This is a genomic window from Paenibacillus sp. FSL H3-0457 (assembly GCF_037981725.1).
Taxonomy (GTDB): domain Bacteria; phylum Bacillota; class Bacilli; order Paenibacillales; family Paenibacillaceae; genus Paenibacillus; species Paenibacillus amylolyticus.
The window spans coordinates 3,582,072-3,599,786 of sequence record NZ_CP150283.1; the positions used below are offsets into that span (position 1 = coordinate 3,582,072).

The window sequence follows — 17,715 nt, forward strand, 5'->3', positions numbered from 1 at the left end:
GAATCAATAAATCGTATTATTACGATATAACGATTTAGGAGGAATACTTTTGAACACTCCCGCTTTTGACAGCAATAACATTAAACAGTTCGATGAACCTGCTAATCTGCTGAAAGCTTTATCTCACCCCATTCGTTTATGCATTGTGCGCGGACTGATGATGAAAAAAAAATGTAATGTTTCTTATATGCAGGAATGTCTGGATCTTCCCCAATCAACAGTCTCACAACACCTCCAGAAACTTCGTAGTGCAGGCATTGTTGCTACGGAGCGGAATGGTCTTGAAGTGAACTATGTGCTTGCCGATCAACGGGTTGAACAGATTATCAAAACTTTATTTGAAAAGGATGATTGTGAATCATGAGCAAAAAAGTACTCATTGTTGGCGGTGTAGCTGGAGGTGCATCTGCAGCTGCACGCCTTCGCCGTCTGGATGAACATGCCGAGATTATTATCTTTGAGAAGGGACCCTATATCTCATTTGCCAATTGTGGTTTACCTTATTATATAGGTGGCACAATCGATGATCGAGAGCGTCTGCTGGTGCAAACGCCAAAAGGGATGGCAGATCGCTTTCGTATCGATGTGCGTACAAGAAGTGAGGTCGTAGCTATTGATTCGCAGAAGCGAGTGGTTAAGATACAATCCCAGGAGCGCGGTGCATATGAAGAAAGCTATGACGAGTTGATATTGTCACCAGGTGCAAAACCGATCATTCCCGATCTGCCGGGTAAGGACAATCCACTAATTTATACCGTACGAAGTATTCCTGATATTGATCGGATCAAAGAACAGATAAGTTCTTCTAACAACAAGTATTCGATCGTCATAGGCGGTGGATTTATCGGCGTAGAAATGGCTGAGAATCTAAAGGAAGCTGGTCTGGATGTAACGCTTATTGAGGGGAACGCACAAGTACTCACACCCTATGATACCGAGTTAGCAGCCGCATTAGCACAGGAAATGGAAAATCATGGTGTAAACCTGCTGTTTTCCAAACGTGTTCAGGGATTTCATTCCCTAGAGCAGGGCATAGGGGTTGAACTTGCCGATGGTCATGTGTTGACAGCTGACATGGTTATTCTTGCGATAGGCGTAATGCCGGACACCTATTTTTTGAAAGATAGCGGCGTTTCACTGGGTGCACGTGGACATATTATCGTAAATGAAGCCTTGGAAAGTAGTGTGCCACATATTTATGCTGTTGGGGATGCCATCGAAGTAACGGAAACTATTCATGGTACGAAGGCAACGATACCACTTGCCGGACCTGCCAACAAACAAGGCCGTATTGTTGCCGACCGTATCGCAGGGCTTCAATCTACCTACAAAGGAACACAAGGTACGTCCATTATCAAAGTATTTGGAATGACCGCAGCTACGACAGGCAGTAATGAAAAAACACTACAGCGCCTGGGCGTGGACTATCAAACCGTTATCGTACACCCTGCTTCTCATGCATCGTATTATCCAGGTTCAAGCGCAATTACTCTTAAGCTGCTGTTTACTCCGGAAGGTAAAATTTTGGGCGCACAAGCAGTCGGTTATGATGGAGTGGATAAACGAATTGATGATATTGCTGTAGCCATTCATTTTGGAGGACATGTACGGGATTTAACAGAGCTTGAACTGAGTTACGCACCACCTTATTCGTCTGCCAAAGATCCCGTGAATATGGTTGGATATGCAGCAGAGAATATGATCACTGGACGTGTTCAGACGTTCACCTATAATCAACTGGCTGATCGTCAGCCGGGGCAGTCGATACTTCTGGATGTTCGCAGTGAAATTGAGCATCAAAATGGTCATATTCCGGACTCAATCTCTATTCCAGTTGATGAGCTTCGTCAACGTTTAGATGAATTAGACCCATCCAAAGAAATCTGGCTATACTGTCAAGTCGGCTTACGTGGTTACACTGCTTCGCAAATTTTGCGCCAGCATGGTTTTAGTGTAAAAAACTTGAGTGGTGGTTATAAAACATACCGTCAAGCCCAGTTTAAGCCTGCTACATTTACTGCTGCAAAAAAAGACCGTCCTGAACCTGTGATAGACGCTAAGGAAAAGGAGTCTTTTCCCGCTGCCTCAACACAGCCGCAACGTATTGATCATGAGTTGAACGTATGTGGATTAAGTTGTCCTGGTCCGCTAATTCAGGTTAAGCAGAAAATGGATCAACTCTCGAACGGGGAAACACTTCGCGTGAAAGCTTCCGATCCAGGATTCTATGAAGATGTCAAAGCATGGGCGACAATGTCGGGTTCCACAATCTTGCAGTTGGAAAGACTGAAAGGCGGTACGATTGAGTCTGTCATTGCTAAAAATGCAGCACAACCCGTATCCAATGCCCCAATCAGCGATCCTGCCAGCACGATGGTTGTTTTCAGTGGTGATCTGGATAAAGCGATCGCTTCACTCATTATTGCAAATGGCGCAGCAGCCAGTGGACGGAAAGTAACCCTATTTTTCACGTTTTGGGGATTGAGTATTATTCGCAAGCAGCAACCGCAGAAGTTATCCAAAACTATGATCGGCCGTATGTTTGATATGATGTTACCTCGCGGGAGCCAGAAGCTTGGCATGTCCAAAATGAATATGCTCGGAGCAGGCCCGAAGATGATCCGTGGTTTGATGAAAAAACATCATGTGCCTTCGTTGGAAGAATTGATAGAGAGCGCAATTGTACAAGGAGTAGAGATCGTTGCCTGCCAAATGTCCATGGATTTAATGGGAATTCAGCGCGAAGAATTAATAGACCAAGTCAAAATTGGTGGTGTCGGTTACTATCTTGGACAAGCATCACAAGCCAATCATAATCTGTTTATTTAAAAAAAATTATCACAAACTCCAAAAAGCGTTGATTCGAATTCGAACCAACGCTTTTTGGACTTAATCATCAAGTAAACATTGACTTCATTTTTTTGATATTATAATATAAGCATACACTTATATGTGATTGAAGGAGGAAGTGCTATGGATTCTATGCAAGAGGTAGCGGATAAGCTTAAATTGCTGGGTGATAAAACACGTCTTACTATCCTTACACTCCTCAAAGAACGTGAATGGTGCGTGTGTGAATTTGTAGAGATTTTAGACATGTCACAACCTGGAATTAGTCAACATTTGCGCAAGCTGAAGGATCAAGGCTTGGTTAAAGAAAATAAACGTGGTCAGTGGGTATACTACTCTTTAAATGTAGAGAATACACCCTATATTACATCTGTCCTGAAATTGATGCCAGATACAGCAACTATTCTTAAATCGTTAAATAAAGAAAACTTTACTTCAGGGTGTAATTAATTTTTGTTCAATATATAAGCATATCATTATATACAAATACAAAATTAAGATGAACTGAAAGGGGGGGGGATATGGTTTTGTTTTCTACGCTGTTAGCCTGCATCATCTTTTTGATTACACTTGTACTCGTTATTTGGCAGCCTAAAAGCCTGTCCATTGGTTGGTCTGCTTGCGGCGGAGCAATCCTTGCTTTATTTGTGGGTGTGGTCAATTTGGAAGATGTATGGGATGTGACACAAATCGTATAGAACGCCACGCTTGCTTTTGTGGCAATCATTCTGATCTCATTAATTCTGGATCGTATTGGCTTTTTTGAATGGGCTGCCTTACATATGGCCAAAGCCGCTCATGGCAATGGTGTACGAATGTTTGTCTACGTCTCCATTCTGGGAGCGGTGGTTTCTGCTTTCTTTGCCAATGATGGAGGCGCACTGATTCTGACGCCGATTGTTCTAGCCATGGTACGTGACTGAATTTCGATGAGAAAAAAGTATTTCCATTTATTATCGCCAGTGGATTTATTGCGGATACAACTTCCTTGCCGTTGGTTGTAAGTAACCTGGTCAACATAGTGTCTGCCGATTTCTTTGGTATTACGTTTATGGAGTACGCAGGAAGGATGTTTGTTCCAAATCTGTTCTCACTGGCGGCGAGTATCGGTGTACTGTATCTCTTTTTTCGTAAGAGTATTCCCAAACGATTTGATGCGAGTGAATTGAAACCTCCGGTAACTGCCATTAAGGATATGAAGATGTTTCGGTTGTCATGGGTGGTATTAGGGGTTCTTCTCATTGGATACTTTACCAGTGAATTTATCGGAATTCCCGTTTCCCTTGTGGCAGGTATTGTCGCGATATTCTTCCTGATCATGGCTTCCCGGAGTTCTGCTGTACCGACTACATTGGTTGTCAGAGAAGCACCTTGGGCCATCGTATTTTTCTCCATCGGCATGTATGTCGTGATTTATGGTCTACGTAACGTAGGTTTGACCGATCTGTTGGCCGTAGTCATTCAGGCTGTGGCTGATCAAGGATTGTTTGCTGCAACAATGGGTATGGGCTTTATCGCGGCAATCATCTCATCCATGATGAACAATATGCCTACCGTGTTGATTGATGCGCTTGCCATTGATGCAACAACGGCTACAGGAACGGTTCGGGAGGCGCTCATTTACGCCAATATTATTGGATCAGACCTGGGTCCCAAGATTACCCCGATTGGTTCACTCGCGACCCTGCTTTGGCTTCATGTGCTTAGCACGAAAGGCGTCAAGTTCTCATGGGGCACTTACTTCAAGACAGGTATCATTATCACTGTTCCGACTCTGCTTATTACGCTAGTGGGTCTGTATCTGTGGTTAAGCATTCTATAAAAGCAATCTATAATTCAAGTAACGAGGAGACGATGAACATGAGTAAAAAAACACTGTACTTCCTGTGCACAGGTAACTCTTGCCGGAGTCAAATGGCCGAAGGCTGGGCCAAGAAATATCTGAGTGAGGACTGGAATATCTATAGCGCAGGAATTGAGGCCCACGGTCTGAATCCAAAAGCGGTTGAAGCCATGAACGAAGTTGATCTGGACATTTCAACTCAAACCTCGGACATCATTGATTCAGAGTTGTTGAACAACGCTGATTTCGTAGTCACGTTGTGTGGGGATGCAGCAGATAAATGTCCAATGACGCCTCCACATGTGAAACGAGAACACTGGGGATTTGATGATCCTGCCAAAGCGCAAGGGTCAGATGAAGAGAAATGGGCGGTATTCCAAAGAGTTCGTGACCAGATCGGGGAACGCATTAAAACATTTGCTGAAACCGGAAAATAATACAAACCTGCCTGAGCAGGATAATTGAATGCGTACCAAGAGAATGCCACGTTGAGTGGCATTTTTTTGTTCAAAAAAAATGAACGTTTCATTCAGAAACGGTTCTTTGACTTACATTTAACAGCAACATAGAGTGATGACAAGGACGGTGGTTGATTTAGCTAGGTAAATGAGAAGCATATACACCCTTGACTTTCCCCTGTACGGGAAACTATATACTCGCATTATGTTAAAAGATTGGAGATGATATGTTGTTCAAAATCAGTGCGTTTTCCAGGCTAAGTAGAGTCTCATTAAAAACACTGCGTTATTATGACCAGATTGGCATACTTAAGCCGAGAAAGGTAGATCACGATACGGGTTACCGTTACTATTCCGCAGATCAACTTCTCGAGCTTAACCGAATCTTCATTTATAAAGAATTGGGGTTCACGTTGCCACAAATCACACAGCTGTTACAGGAGCATATTACATTGGAGAATATTCAAGGCATGTTTAAGCTAAAAAGAAGCGAAATTCAGCAGATTATCGATACGGAACAAGCCAAACTCGTCCGGATTGAGGAACGCATGCAGCTTATAGAGGAAGAGGGGCACGTCGAAACTGGGCAAGAAATCCGAATCAAAGAGGAAGGTGCTCGGCAGTTTCTTTTTCAGACAGGGTGCGGGAGGGAAGAGGAGATCCCGAGTTTATTTCATCAGTTTGATCAATCATTAACAAAAGAAATGCGCCAACTGATCGACGGACCTCAGGTTGTTTTGTGGAAAGAAATCGCAGGACAAGAGGAAGAGTTCGAGTTTGAAATAGGTTACTTCTTAACCTGTGAGCTGCGATCACCTCCCGACCCATTTCAACAGCGGACTCTTCCTGCCGAGCCCATGATGGCCACCATAGCTTATCGTTCCAATGCCACCTTTGCCTGTAAAGCCTGTGTTCATCTAGCTACATGGATTGAGAATAATAACTATCAGATCAAGGAGAACGGAGCTGGTAGGGAATTATATTTACCCTTATCTCAAGAACAAGATGTACAGTTTATAGAAATACAAATTCCAATACTAAATAGATAACTAGAGAAGACGGAGTGGATTAAAGTGAAAAATAAATGGATTATATATATCTTGGCATTGGCTGTTTTTCTGATTGGAACCCTTGAATACATTATTACAGGAGTCATTGAAATGATCGCCTCAGACTTGAGCGTATCTACTTCCGAAGTGGGTTTACTGGTGACTGTATTTGCTCTGGCAGCGGCCATTATCGCTCCGATTCTCATTGCAATTACAATAAATATGGATCGCAAGAAGTTACTGTTGTCCGCCCTCAGTGTGTTTATTGCCAGCAACGGACTTATGCTTGTTGACCTTTCTTATGAAACTTTACTATGGGTGCGAATTATTCAAGGGGCTAGCGGAGGAGTGGCTACCGTAGTAGCGATGGCCGTATCGACACGACTGGTTGAAAAAGAAAAAAGGGGCAATGCCATCGGCATCATTTTGATGGGGCTAAGCAGTTCGCTAGTGCTCGGTGTCCCATTGGGCACATTTTTTAGTGAAATGTTTGGATGGAGAGTTCTATTTATATTCATTGGATTGTTAAGTGTTCTTCCATTACTTATTATCTACAAAAAGGTTCCGGCAATCAAAGAGGAAGAAAAGATCACCCTCAGAATGCAGCTCTCCATTTTAAAAAATCCACTCATTCTGACTGCCTTGCTTATTACATTATTGTATATCGGCGGCTATTCGACACTGTTCACGTATATTACGCCTTTCTTGCAAGCTACGTCTTCTCTTTCCATGACCGAGATAAGCGGTGTTCTGTTTCTCGCGGGAATTTGCAGCTTTGTGGGATCAAAAGTGGGCGGACAATTGGCAGATGCAAAGGGATCAAAGTTTACAATTTGTCTAGGCCTTCTGTTACAAGGCATAACTCTTCTTTTGTTTGCTCTAGCTGGAGTTAATCTTATGATGTTAATCTTGGTTTTAATGATTTTTATGTTAGCAACGTGGAGCATATCTCCGGCCCAGCAACTATATCTGGTTACACTGGCACCTCGTAATCCCGACATTGCCCTTAGCGTAAATACGTCGTTTATCCAATTTGGTTTTGCATTGGGATCTGGATTAGGTGGGATTGTGATCAGTCGTACATCTGTCCTGTATTTAAATTGGTTGGGGTTTGGAGCTGTAGGAATTGCTTTACTTCTTGCCATACTGCTATTTAAGAAATCGAGAAGCAGGACTGGAACTCCAGATCCAGTGTAATTTCAGTGATGGGTAAATTCTTGCTTATGAGTAAAATAAAAAGAGGATCTCTTCAGCATTCACTGCTCAAGAGATCTTTTTGGTGTATAACAAAGTTAATATTTTTGGAGTTAGATGTAAAATATAGCTCATATATTATTCAATGGATAAATTTTTAATAACGATTAACAACCGGCAAGATTCTTTTCTGGACTGATCAGTTCAGATATGTTATATTTCTGAAACGGGAGGTGTTACTTATCGCCAGGACTAAAGAATTTGACAAAAATCAAGCGTTACACGAAGCGATGCTGTTGTTTTGGAAAAAAGGATACGAGGCTGCTAGTATACCGGATTTACTGGAAGTGATGGGCATTAGCCGATCCAGCCTTTATGATACGTTTTCCGACAAGCAAACCTTGTACAGAGATGCTCTGGAGCATTATAAAAAAGGGAGTTCCAATAAACAGACCATTCTTGACCAAGCGTCCAACGTTAGAGAAGGAATTCTTCAATTTTTTGAGTATCATATTGCTTCAGCATACGATACCAGCCTACCGGGCGGATGTTTTGTAACAAATACAGCAACAACATTGGAGTCACCAGATGAACAGATAAATGTCTTGATACAGACTAGTTTTTCGGATTTGGAACAAGCATTTTGCGAGCTTTTGGAAAAGGGCCAACAATCGGGAGAGATAGATAAAACAACAGATATCAAAACATTGTCTTATTTATTGCTGAATTTACATCAAAGCATAAATATTATGGCCAAAACAGGTCAAAATCCAGAACGTGCAAAAGAGATGATTAGCTTTGTAATTGCAGGGATATAATTTTTTTTAGCAATATTGGAATGATTGTTCCGTTATTATATTCCTCATATTTTGAAGGTGTCATTTGAAGAGTATCTGTAAGACCATAATTTTTTAATCATTCCGGAACATTCATTCCGTTATCGAAACAATCCATCAACAATAAGGAGATGCAACCAATGAAGGTATCGTTTATTGGACTTGGTAATATGGGGCTTCCAATGGCACAAAACCTGTTGAACGCGGGGTATGAATTAGTCATCTTTAATCGGACCCCTGAAAAAGTTGAACCGTTAATAAAACAGGGAGCACGTTATGTCCAAACACCACTAGAGGCAGCGAAAGAAAGCAATCTTGTAATTACCATGTTATCTGATGATGCTGCTTTGAGAGAGATTGTTGAGGAACCAAATGGAGTTCTGAACGGATTATCTGAAAATGGAATTCACGTATCTGCCAGTACGATCAGCGTAGATCTGGCTCGGAAATTATCCGCTTTGCATGCGGAGAGACACCAGCACTTTGTGTCTGCCACCGTAATGGGGCGCCCGGATGCCGCTAAAGCAGCTACATTGCGCATTATTTTAGCTGGTCCTGAACATGCAAGACAACGAGTACTTCCCATGTTAACAGCACTAGGTCAAGAGATATTTGAGATCGGGGATCGTGGCGAAGAAGGTAACATTGTCAAAATAGGCGTTAACTTTCTAATTGCTTCAATGCTGGAAGCTTTGTCGGAAGCGCAGCTCATGGTTGAAAAGCACGGCATTAAGCCGTCCCGATATATGGATGTTGTGAATGCTCTTTTTCAATCTCCGGTATATCAGAACTATGGCGCGATCATGACCGAACAGCGGTTTGAACCAGCCGGTTTTAATATGAAGCTCGGGTTAAAGGATGTTGCATTAGCTATCGAAGCAGCCAAGTCAGTTCAAGCTCCACTACCTTTAGGTCAGCTTATTCATCAACACCTCTCTGAAGGAATTACCCATGGTTATGGTGAGTTGGATTGGACGGCTTTAATCCGTTGTCTTGAGCATTCCTCTTAAGGAAAGAAAATCTAAGGAGAGATTAATTATGGAAATAGGTGTTACTTCATTCGTAGAAACAAAGCCTGATACTAAGACCGGAGTTGTGATGAGTCACGCACAGCGATTGCGAGAAGTCGTGGAAGAAATCGTCCTTGCAGATCAGGTAGGACTTGATGTGTTTGGCATAGGTGAGCATCATCGTGATGATTATGCAGCATCTTCACCAGCAATGGTGTTGTCCGCTGCCGCGCCCCTCACAAAACGGATTCGATTGACAAGTGCTGTGACGGTCCTATCTTCAGCAGATCCTGTCCGTGTGTTTCAGGATTTTGCCACGCTTGACGGTCTCTCCAATGGACGTGCCGAGATTATAGCGGGTCGAGGTTCCTTCATTGAGTCCTTTCCACTGTTTGGTTATAACATGCATGACTACGAGGATTTATTTAATGAAAACATTGAATTGCTTCTTAAATTACGGGAATCCGAGAAAGTAACATGGAATGGAGGCCATCGACCAGCGATACATAATCTGGGGGTATACCCGCGTCCTGTTCAGAATTCTATACCTGTATGGATTGGTAGCGGAGGTACTCAGGAGTCTGCCATACGTGCTGGAATTCTAGGTCTGCCACTAGTTCTGGCAATTATCGGTGGTAATCCAACGAAATTTGCGCCACTTGTAGAACTGTATAAAAAGGCGGCAACTCATGCTGGTCATGATGTATCACAGCTTCGGGTAGGTTCACATTCTATCGGATTTGTTGCAGAAGATACAGAAAAGGCCGCAGAACTCTTTTTCCCGTCCACTCAGTACGGCATGAATAAACTCGGCAAAGAGCGGGGGTGGGCATATTACGATCGTTCCAGCTATGACGCTGCCCGCAGCTCTGATGGTGCGTTGTATGTAGGGGATCCGGAAACAGTTGCTCAAAAAATTATTCATCTGCGCAAGCATGTAGGAATTACACGTTTCATGATGTATGTTCCCTTAAGCACGATGCCACATGAGTTGGTAATGCAGGCTATAGAACTGCTCGGTAAAGAGGTTGCACCGCGAGTACGAGAGGAAATTTCCAAGTGGGAAGCTGAAATGAGATAAGGATTAACTAAAAAACATAAATGAACGAATTCATTATTATATTTGGAGGAATTATCATGAGTATTGAGACACGTATATTACCAGAATTAAGAGAGGTATATTCACAATTTCCAGGGTTTGAATTGGAGAAAAATTTAGAGTGGAGCAGAACCTTAGTATCGGCTGCATCGGTGAAAAAATCAGAGCATGTAAACACAACTAGCCGGAAAATTCCGAGGGATGGAGGTGAGATGCTGGTCAAAATTTATGAGCCAGCCGAACGAACGAATGATTTACTACCAGCCATGTTATGGATTCATGGGGGTGGGTACGTGTTAGGACATCCAGATATGGACGACAAATTGTGCGAACGTTTTGTTCAGACAGCAGAATGTATTGTCGTATCAGTCGATTATAGGCTCGCTCCTGAGCACCCTTATCCTGCGGGGATTGAAGATTGTTATGCTGGATTGGTATGGATGACGGAGGAAGCAGCAATGCTTGGCATTGATGTGAATCGGGTTGCGATTGCCGGTGCTAGCGGTGGCGGAGGACTGACAGCAGCACTCGCGCTGATGGCACGTGATAAAGGAGGTCCGTCTATTATCTTCCAAATGCCATTGTATCCGATGTTAGATAATCGTAACATCACGCCATCTAGTCATGAGATTACAGAAGAGGGTTCAATCTGGAACCGAACGGACAACGTGGCTGCTTGGAATATGTACCTTGGTGAGGAGAACGATATCAGTGGAAGTTCTTCTTATGCAATACCTTCGAGAGCAGAGAGCTTGGCCGGATTGCCACCAGCCTATACTTGTGTAGGTCAGCTCGATCTATTCCGAGACGAGACGATGGAGTATGTGGCACGATTAGCACAAGCAGGTGTGGATGTAGAATTTCACCTCTATCCAGGTTGCTTCCACCTTTTCGAAATTCTTGCTCCAGAAACAGAAGTGAGTCAACGTACTGTTAAGGGTTATATGGATGCAATGGCTCGTGCACTTCATCCCAATAGAACCCTTAATTAAGGATTGATGAATCAGAACCTTTTAGGTTAAATAAAATTTATAATAGGAAACTTTATGTCAGAAGAAGTCACTAAATTAGTGACTTCTTTTGTTTGGAGATATAAGTATAGATAAATAATCCAAAAAGTTCGAAATGGGGTTAAGCTCCAGGATTCCAATCAGGAAGACTCTTGGATTTGGTCTTTCCAATGTATGTCATTATAAGGTATCACAATATGATAATTGATCAATCATGCTTGAGAATATGTCATTGCATCATACAGTCTAAAACCTTAACTTAAAATGACAGCAGAGAACGCTAACAACCTCGATGACGTTTATACCGATTAAATGGCTAAAGTATGTAAACGCCCATTGGACAGAGTGGGAATTTTTCCATTGATCTAAAGCACATCCCCCTTAAAAGTGAGATTTATATCCCAACTCTGTTAAGTCAGCCGGGACACCTTCACGTCGTTTATGAAACTGTTTAGGCGAGGAACCGGTCATTTGTTTGAACTGCCTGCAAAAATGCTCGACATTACGGTAACCGCATCGATCGGCAATCTCTGCAACCGTATACAAATGATGTCTAAGATATTCTTTGGCCAAACGTATTCTGCTATGAATAACATCCTCCATACACGAGAGGCCAAACGATTTCTTGTACATCAACTGCAGGTACCCCGGGCTGACGTTTATGATCTTCGCCATTTCTGATATTGTCCAAGGATGGCTGGGATGGTTATGAATTGCCGTTCGAAGCTTCAACAAAGGATAGTGCTGAGGACTAATATCCTCTTGGACACAAGACTCAAGCAATTTATTGAACAAGGTTCGCAGCAAGCAATTGATCGATGATTCCCGGTAATCGTTCTGAAAGGAATGCTCTGCAACAAGCAATTGGAACAGCTTATGACAGTATTCCGGATCATCCAGCGGGAAAGGTGTGCCTGGCGGAAGGGAGGTATCGGTTACAAACGGTTCATCACTTTCAAAACGAATCCAATCATTTATATAGCGCTCTGAACAAGCCCGATAATATATTTTTTGATACGGTTTGAAAAGTACAGCACAATGAGCCGGGTATTCCTTAAGTTGTCCATCAACCCAAAACTGGGCAGGGGTCTGTGTAATGACTAATAACCAGGCATCATGTCCTTCAGGGATATCAAAAACAAAATGATTCTGATGTACCGCGTCACATTCAACGTAAAAAATAGATGTCATGGTTCTTCCCCTTTATCTTTAAGTTGTAGAAAAGAATAACCCATACTCTACTTAAGCTATTTTCTATTATACGAGAGTTATCTTTATTTCATAGAACGAATGTACTATTACGATGATATGAGGAGTGTAGCTGGAATGAACAAGCAGGGGTTCAACCCATATCTTCCATCCTGGGAGTACGTACCTGATAGTGAGCCTTATGTATTCAATGAAAGAGTGTATGTGTATGGTTCACATGACCGTTTTAACGGACATGCCTTCTGTCTGAACGATTATGTATGCTGGTCTGCACCCGTGAATGACCTTGGGAATTGGAGAAATGAAGGGGTGATCTACCGAAAAACAGATGACCCGCTGAATCCGAATGGCCATATGTGTTTATATGCGCCAGATGTTACGCTGGGTCCCGATGGGCGGTATTATCTGTATTATGTGCTGGATAAGGTACCCGTTGTTTCGGTGGCTGTATGTGATGCACCTGCCGGTAAATATGAATTCTATGGTTATGTACAATATGACGACGGCACTCGTCTGGGCGAAAGAGAAGGGGACGAGCCCCAGTTCGATCCCGGCGTGATGACTGAAGGACAGCACACTTATCTGTATACCGGCTTCTGTGCGGCCGGAGACCAATCAAGACATGGCGCGATGGCCACGATGCTAGGTCCGGATATGCTGACGATTGTGGAAGATCCTGTATTCGTAGCACCGAGCGAGCCTTACAGTGAGGGCAGCGGTTATGAGGGCCATGAATTTTTTGAGGCGCCTTCCATCCGGAAAAGAGTTGATACCTACTATCTGGTGTATTCCTCCATCGTTATGCATGAATTATGTTATGCCACCAGCCGATTTCCAAATAAAGGATTTACATATCAGGGCGTCATCGTAAGCAACTGTGATCTCCATATCGACTCCTACAAACCTGCTGACAAACCCATGTATTATGGAGGCAACAACCATGGCAGCATTGTGGAGATCAACGGAGACTGGTATGTCTTCTATCACCGTCATACCAATGGGGACGCATTCAACCGGCAGGGCTGTATTGAGAAGATATCTTTTGCAGAGGACGGCAGCATTCCTCAGGTGGAAATGACCTCCTCTGGTCCAAGTGGGAGACCGCTTGAAGGAAAAGGCGAGTACCCCGCATATCTTGCATGTAATCTTTTGACCAAAGATGATCAGAAGTACACTGGAGGTTTCGGGGCAGGAGCCTGGCTGGACAGCCGCTTTCCAAAGATCACCCAAGATGGTAGAGACGGTGATGAAGAAGTCGGATATATCGCCAATATGGTTGAATCCGCAACGGCAGGTTTTAAATACTTTGATTGCCGAGGAATTCGCCAGGTCTCGATCAAGGTACGGGGATATTGTCACGGGGTATTTGAGGTCAAAACCGCATGGAACGGTCCTGTCCTGGGTACAATCCCGGTACATTTCACCAATCATTGGAAACCCTATTCAGTCGAGATGACCATTCCAGATGGTATACAGGCTTTGTATTTTACGTACAAAGGTTCTGGAAGTGCAAGCCTTGCATCATTTATTTTAGCGTAATCCTCAAACACATGATCTGAGCAATCCAGACAAAACAAAGCAGCTGCTGGTCATCCAGTAGCTGTTTTGTTGACCGATCAGCCTATGCGGCTCAGACAATTTTGGGGGGTTATGATTAAACTTTTAGTCATCCACAACGTTGGCTTCTCCTTCCTGCTGCGAATGGCTACGATATTCGCTTGGCGCGATGCCTGTCCACCGCTTGAATTGGCGGCTAAAATGCGCATTGGTCTTATACCCCAGCATCATCGCAATATGATCTATGTTCAGGTCGGTTTGCTTTAACAGCCGCTGCGCTTCGTTCAGAAGGGTTTCGGATAGAAACTTGCGCGGAGCGATGCCGTATACCTGCCGAAAAATACGATTAACCTGTGACGGGCTAATGCTCAGCGACTTGGCAATGTCCTGAATCCAGGTTCGATCGCTCTCCTGAATTTCCCCGTGAAGATGGATATATCTTACCGAATCCTCAATGTGCTCAGCAATCTGATGGGCAATGGTTTCTTTTCTCGACAACGTAACGGAGGCTTGCTGAGATAACTGACCGACCAGGGAACCGAGCAGTTCAAACACGGCGGCATGTACCTTCATTTGTTTGGAGGAAGTTAGCGAGCTAGACAAATGCTCTGTGGCCAGACCATACAAGGTAGACAGGGAAGGGGAGAGCCCCAGAGCCAAATTCGAATTTGCCGGATAATAGATGTCTTTGCAACGGTTAAGTTCTCTGCAAAAGGATGTATCGTGTATGCTGAAATGCACGGAAAAATAAGTGAACCCCTCCGGTCCGGCTCCGGTGCAAGAGTGGGTCATACCAGGCCGGATGAACAGAAGGTCACCAACCGACTGACGATAAGACTGCCCGTTGACAACCATGTTCATCTGCCCGTCCATCATCCAGTGCACTTCATACATTGAATGTTCATGAGACGGATAAGTCCAGCTGGAATCTACTTTTCTTGCATGCAGCCCCAATAATTGAAAAGACATGCGAACATCGGGTAGACGACCTAAATACACAGCATCCGAAAGCTTGGTCACAGCAAACCAACCCCCTTGTACTATTCTATATTCCAACATCCTGTCATCGGATTATCCTCGTAAATTATCTTTAGTTTAATGGATCTAACCTCATCTTAACAGAAAAAAATGCGTGAAAAGGGTAAATCGTCGGAGTGATTAGAACATCGTCATGAACCATAGCGGGTGCTATGGTAGTATTATCAACCCGATGGGGAAAAATGGAGGCAAGCTTGAATGAGAATTATTCGATTTCTGGACGGACAACAGAAGTGGCTGGCAGCCGTTACGGATGATGAACAAGCGTATCGTTTGCCACAAGCAGATTTTATGACTTTGATCCATCAAGCAAGAAAGCAGGGGATTTCTCCAATTCAACTTGTTGAAAGCGCTTTTAAACCATCAAACAAGTTAACTGACGATTGGACTTCCTTACATCTAATCACTCCATTGGAAGCTCCGGAAGTATGGGCGGCGGGTGTGACTTATCAGCGCAGCCGGGAAGCGCGAAATTATGAAGCAACGGAAGGCAAGCTAGATGCAAAGACCTTTTACGATAAAGTTTACGATGCCGAAAGACCGGAGATCTTTTTTAAATCTACAGCGGCCCGCACCGTCGGGCCCAATGAGGCTGTCACACTTCGCAGCGATTCCAATTGGCAGATCCCTGAGCCGGAGCTGGGGTTGGTGCTTGCCGGGGATGGCAGCATTGTGGGATACATCGTTGGCAATGACATGAGTTGCCGCGATATTGAAGGGGAGAATCCGCTATATCTACCGCAAGCAAAAATGTGGCGCAATTCCTGCTCGATAGGGCCAGCCATTCGTCTAGCGGAAACGGTGCAGAATCCATATGCGTTCAGCATCGTCTGCGAAATATATCGCGAAGGTGAAATAGTTGTCAAAAGCGAGGCAAGCACAAGTGAGTTAAACCGAAAACTCGATGAGCTGGTCTCTTTTCTGGCCAGAGATAACGATCTCTTTGACGGTACGGTGTTATTAACAGGCACAAGCATTGTGCCCCCTAATGATTTTACACTTGCACCAGGGGACCGCATTGAAATATCCATTAGCGATATCGGGACACTTATTAATCCAGTCATTTCAAACTAATGTACAAGGAGGATGAATACAATGACCACATTTCAGGTAGAGCAGACATACAGCAATTACATTAACGGAGAATGGGTGAAGGCGACATCCGGTGAAACCGAACCGAGCATCAACCCGGCGAATCGGAAGGAGGTAGTTGGCTACGTACCCACCTCAGGCGTAGAGGATCTGAACCGGGCTGTTGCAGCGGCGAAGGAAGCAGCAAAAGATTGGCGGAGGTTATCGGGCGCGGAACGCGGAAACTATCTATTTCAAGCAGCCAATGTGCTGGAACGCCGGGCCGATGAAGTTGCAGAGGCGATGACCAGGGAAATGGGCAAAACACTCCCAGAAGCTAAAGGAGAGACACTGCGCGGTGTAGCAATCTTAAGGTATTACGCCGGAGAAGGCATGCGAAAAACCGGGGATGTCATTCCATCAACGGACAGCGAAGCACTGATGTTTACGACTCGCGTACCCCTTGGCGTTGTTGGGGTTATTGCTCCTTGGAATTTCCCAGTAGCCATTCCGATTTGGAAAACGGCTCCGGCCTTGATTTACGGTAATACGGTTGTGTTGAAGCCTGCTCAGGAAACTGCGGTCACTGCAGCTAAAGTAATGGAATGTTTTGAAGAGGCGGGCATTCCGGCAGGCGTTCTTAATCTGGTATGCGGCAGAGGCTCAGTGATCGGATCTGCACTTGCTGAGCATCCGGATGTGGGCGGAATAACGTTCACAGGTTCCAATGAAGTGGGCAAACGGGTCGGCGGCGCAGCACTGGCACGTGGGGCCAAGTATCAACTTGAAATGGGTGGGAAAAACCCGATTATTATCGCGGCTGACGCTGACCTGGATTTGGCTGTGGAAGCCACGATCAGCGGTGGGTTGAAATCGACCGGGCAAAAATGTACGGCCACCAGCAAGGTCATTATTGAACGAAAAGTATACGATGCTTTCAAAGAAAAGCTGCTCTCGCAAATCCAGGAAATCCGGCTGGGTGACGGCATGTCTTCTGGAAGCTGGATGGGTCCATGTGCAAGCGAAGGACAGCTCAATACCGTGCTGAGTTATATTCAAAAAGGCCAAGATGAAGGTGCTGTTCTGCTCACTGGTGGAAAAAGAGGGGACGGTCCGGGATTAGAAGAGGGATTCTATGTGCAGCCGACCGTATTTGAAGGGGTCGAATCCCATATGTCCATCGCCCGGGAAGAAATTTTTGGCCCGGTTCTGGCCTTGATTGCGGTAGATTCCCTGGAGGAAGCCATCGAAGCGGCTAATGATAGCGATTATGGCTTGAGTGCTTCCATCTATACACAGAACGTCGGAGCCATGTTGTCTTTCATCCGGGACATGGATGCAGGACTGGTCAGAATTAATGCAGAAACAGCCGGCGTAGAGCTGCAGGCTCCGTTTGGCGGAATGAAGATGTCAAGTTCACACTCCAGAGAACAGGGGCAAGCGGCTATCGAGTTTTTCACGGCCATCAAAACGGTCTTTGTGAAGTCATAA

At 44.3% G+C, this 17,715-nt stretch carries 15 protein-coding genes and 1 pseudogene; 14 read left to right on the top strand and 2 right to left on the bottom strand.

The genetic code is table 11. From position 1 onward, the window contains the following. Positions 1-49: 49 nt before the first annotated feature. The 11 genes and pseudogenes from MHH25_RS15860 to MHH25_RS15910 all read left to right on the top strand — a co-directional run bounded on the left by MHH25_RS15860 (position 50) and on the right by MHH25_RS15910 (position 11,331). A complete protein-coding gene (locus MHH25_RS15860) occupies positions 50-364 on the top strand; it encodes a metalloregulator ArsR/SmtB family transcription factor (protein WP_036615511.1) in 315 nt (104 codons plus the stop codon). After that, positions 361-2,829 carry an FAD-dependent oxidoreductase gene (locus MHH25_RS15865; RefSeq protein ID WP_340017494.1) on the top strand — a complete coding sequence of 823 codons (2,469 nt, stop codon included), beginning with the start codon at positions 361-363 and terminating at the stop codon, positions 2,827-2,829. Before MHH25_RS15860 ends, MHH25_RS15865 begins: the two co-directional genes overlap by 4 nt. A gap of 144 nt (positions 2,830-2,973) precedes the next feature. Continuing rightward, the gene (locus MHH25_RS15870) at positions 2,974-3,300 is read left to right on the top strand and encodes a metalloregulator ArsR/SmtB family transcription factor (RefSeq protein ID WP_340017495.1); all 327 of its coding nucleotides are present in this window, start codon (positions 2,974-2,976) and stop codon (positions 3,298-3,300) included. A gap of 77 nt (positions 3,301-3,377) precedes the next feature. Further along, a pseudogene (locus MHH25_RS15875) lies at positions 3,378-4,672 on the top strand (arsenic transporter). Between the two features lie 38 nt (positions 4,673-4,710). After that, entirely contained in the window at positions 4,711-5,130 is a 420-nt protein-coding gene (gene arsC, locus MHH25_RS15880; protein ID WP_340017496.1) for an arsenate reductase (thioredoxin), read from the top strand. Positions 5,131-5,381: 251 nt separating this feature from the next. Beyond that, positions 5,382-6,200 carry a helix-turn-helix domain-containing protein gene (locus MHH25_RS15885; protein WP_340020515.1) on the top strand — a complete coding sequence of 273 codons (819 nt, stop codon included), beginning with the start codon at positions 5,382-5,384 and terminating at the stop codon, positions 6,198-6,200. 24 nt (positions 6,201-6,224) lie between these two features. After that, positions 6,225-7,397 (top strand): MFS transporter, encoded by a 1,173-nt coding sequence (locus tag MHH25_RS15890; protein ID WP_076210591.1) that lies wholly within the window; start codon positions 6,225-6,227, stop codon positions 7,395-7,397. 230 nt (positions 7,398-7,627) lie between these two features. Beyond that, a complete protein-coding gene (locus tag MHH25_RS15895) occupies positions 7,628-8,212 on the top strand; it encodes a TetR/AcrR family transcriptional regulator (RefSeq protein WP_243391313.1) in 585 nt (194 codons plus the stop codon). A gap of 158 nt (positions 8,213-8,370) precedes the next feature. Then, a complete protein-coding gene (locus tag MHH25_RS15900; RefSeq protein ID WP_340017497.1) occupies positions 8,371-9,240 on the top strand; it encodes an NAD(P)-dependent oxidoreductase in 870 nt (289 codons plus the stop codon). A 28-nt stretch (positions 9,241-9,268) separates the two neighbouring features. After that, on the top strand, positions 9,269-10,321 hold the full coding sequence (locus MHH25_RS15905) for an LLM class flavin-dependent oxidoreductase (RefSeq protein ID WP_340017498.1): 1,053 nt from the start codon (positions 9,269-9,271) through the stop codon (positions 10,319-10,321). Between the two features lie 56 nt (positions 10,322-10,377). Next, positions 10,378-11,331: an alpha/beta hydrolase gene (locus MHH25_RS15910; RefSeq protein ID WP_340017499.1), complete on the top strand. Its 954-nt coding sequence runs from the start codon at positions 10,378-10,380 to the stop codon at positions 11,329-11,331. Between the two features lie 399 nt (positions 11,332-11,730). Here the strand turns inward: MHH25_RS15910 and MHH25_RS15915 are convergent, their stop codons facing one another. After that, positions 11,731-12,540: an AraC family transcriptional regulator gene (locus tag MHH25_RS15915; protein ID WP_282321317.1), complete on the bottom strand. Its 810-nt coding sequence runs from the start codon at positions 12,538-12,540 to the stop codon at positions 11,731-11,733. A gap of 135 nt (positions 12,541-12,675) precedes the next feature. Here MHH25_RS15915 and MHH25_RS15920 point away from each other — a divergent pair, with 135 nt between their 5' ends. After that, positions 12,676-14,097, top strand: coding sequence for a family 43 glycosylhydrolase (locus tag MHH25_RS15920; RefSeq protein WP_076317792.1), 1,422 nt, complete (start codon positions 12,676-12,678; stop codon positions 14,095-14,097). Between the two features lie 123 nt (positions 14,098-14,220). On the opposite strand, the gene MHH25_RS15925 is transcribed toward MHH25_RS15920, so the two are convergent. Beyond that, a complete protein-coding gene (locus MHH25_RS15925) occupies positions 14,221-15,135 on the bottom strand; it encodes an AraC family transcriptional regulator (RefSeq protein WP_076317791.1) in 915 nt (304 codons plus the stop codon). 216 nt (positions 15,136-15,351) lie between these two features. Between MHH25_RS15925 and MHH25_RS15930 the strand changes: the two genes are divergently transcribed. Further along, the gene (locus MHH25_RS15930; protein WP_076317790.1) at positions 15,352-16,227 is read left to right on the top strand and encodes a fumarylacetoacetate hydrolase family protein; all 876 of its coding nucleotides are present in this window, start codon (positions 15,352-15,354) and stop codon (positions 16,225-16,227) included. A 21-nt stretch (positions 16,228-16,248) separates the two neighbouring features. After that, the gene (gucD, locus tag MHH25_RS15935) at positions 16,249-17,715 is read left to right on the top strand and encodes an alpha-ketoglutaric semialdehyde dehydrogenase GucD (protein WP_036671416.1); all 1,467 of its coding nucleotides are present in this window, start codon (positions 16,249-16,251) and stop codon (positions 17,713-17,715) included.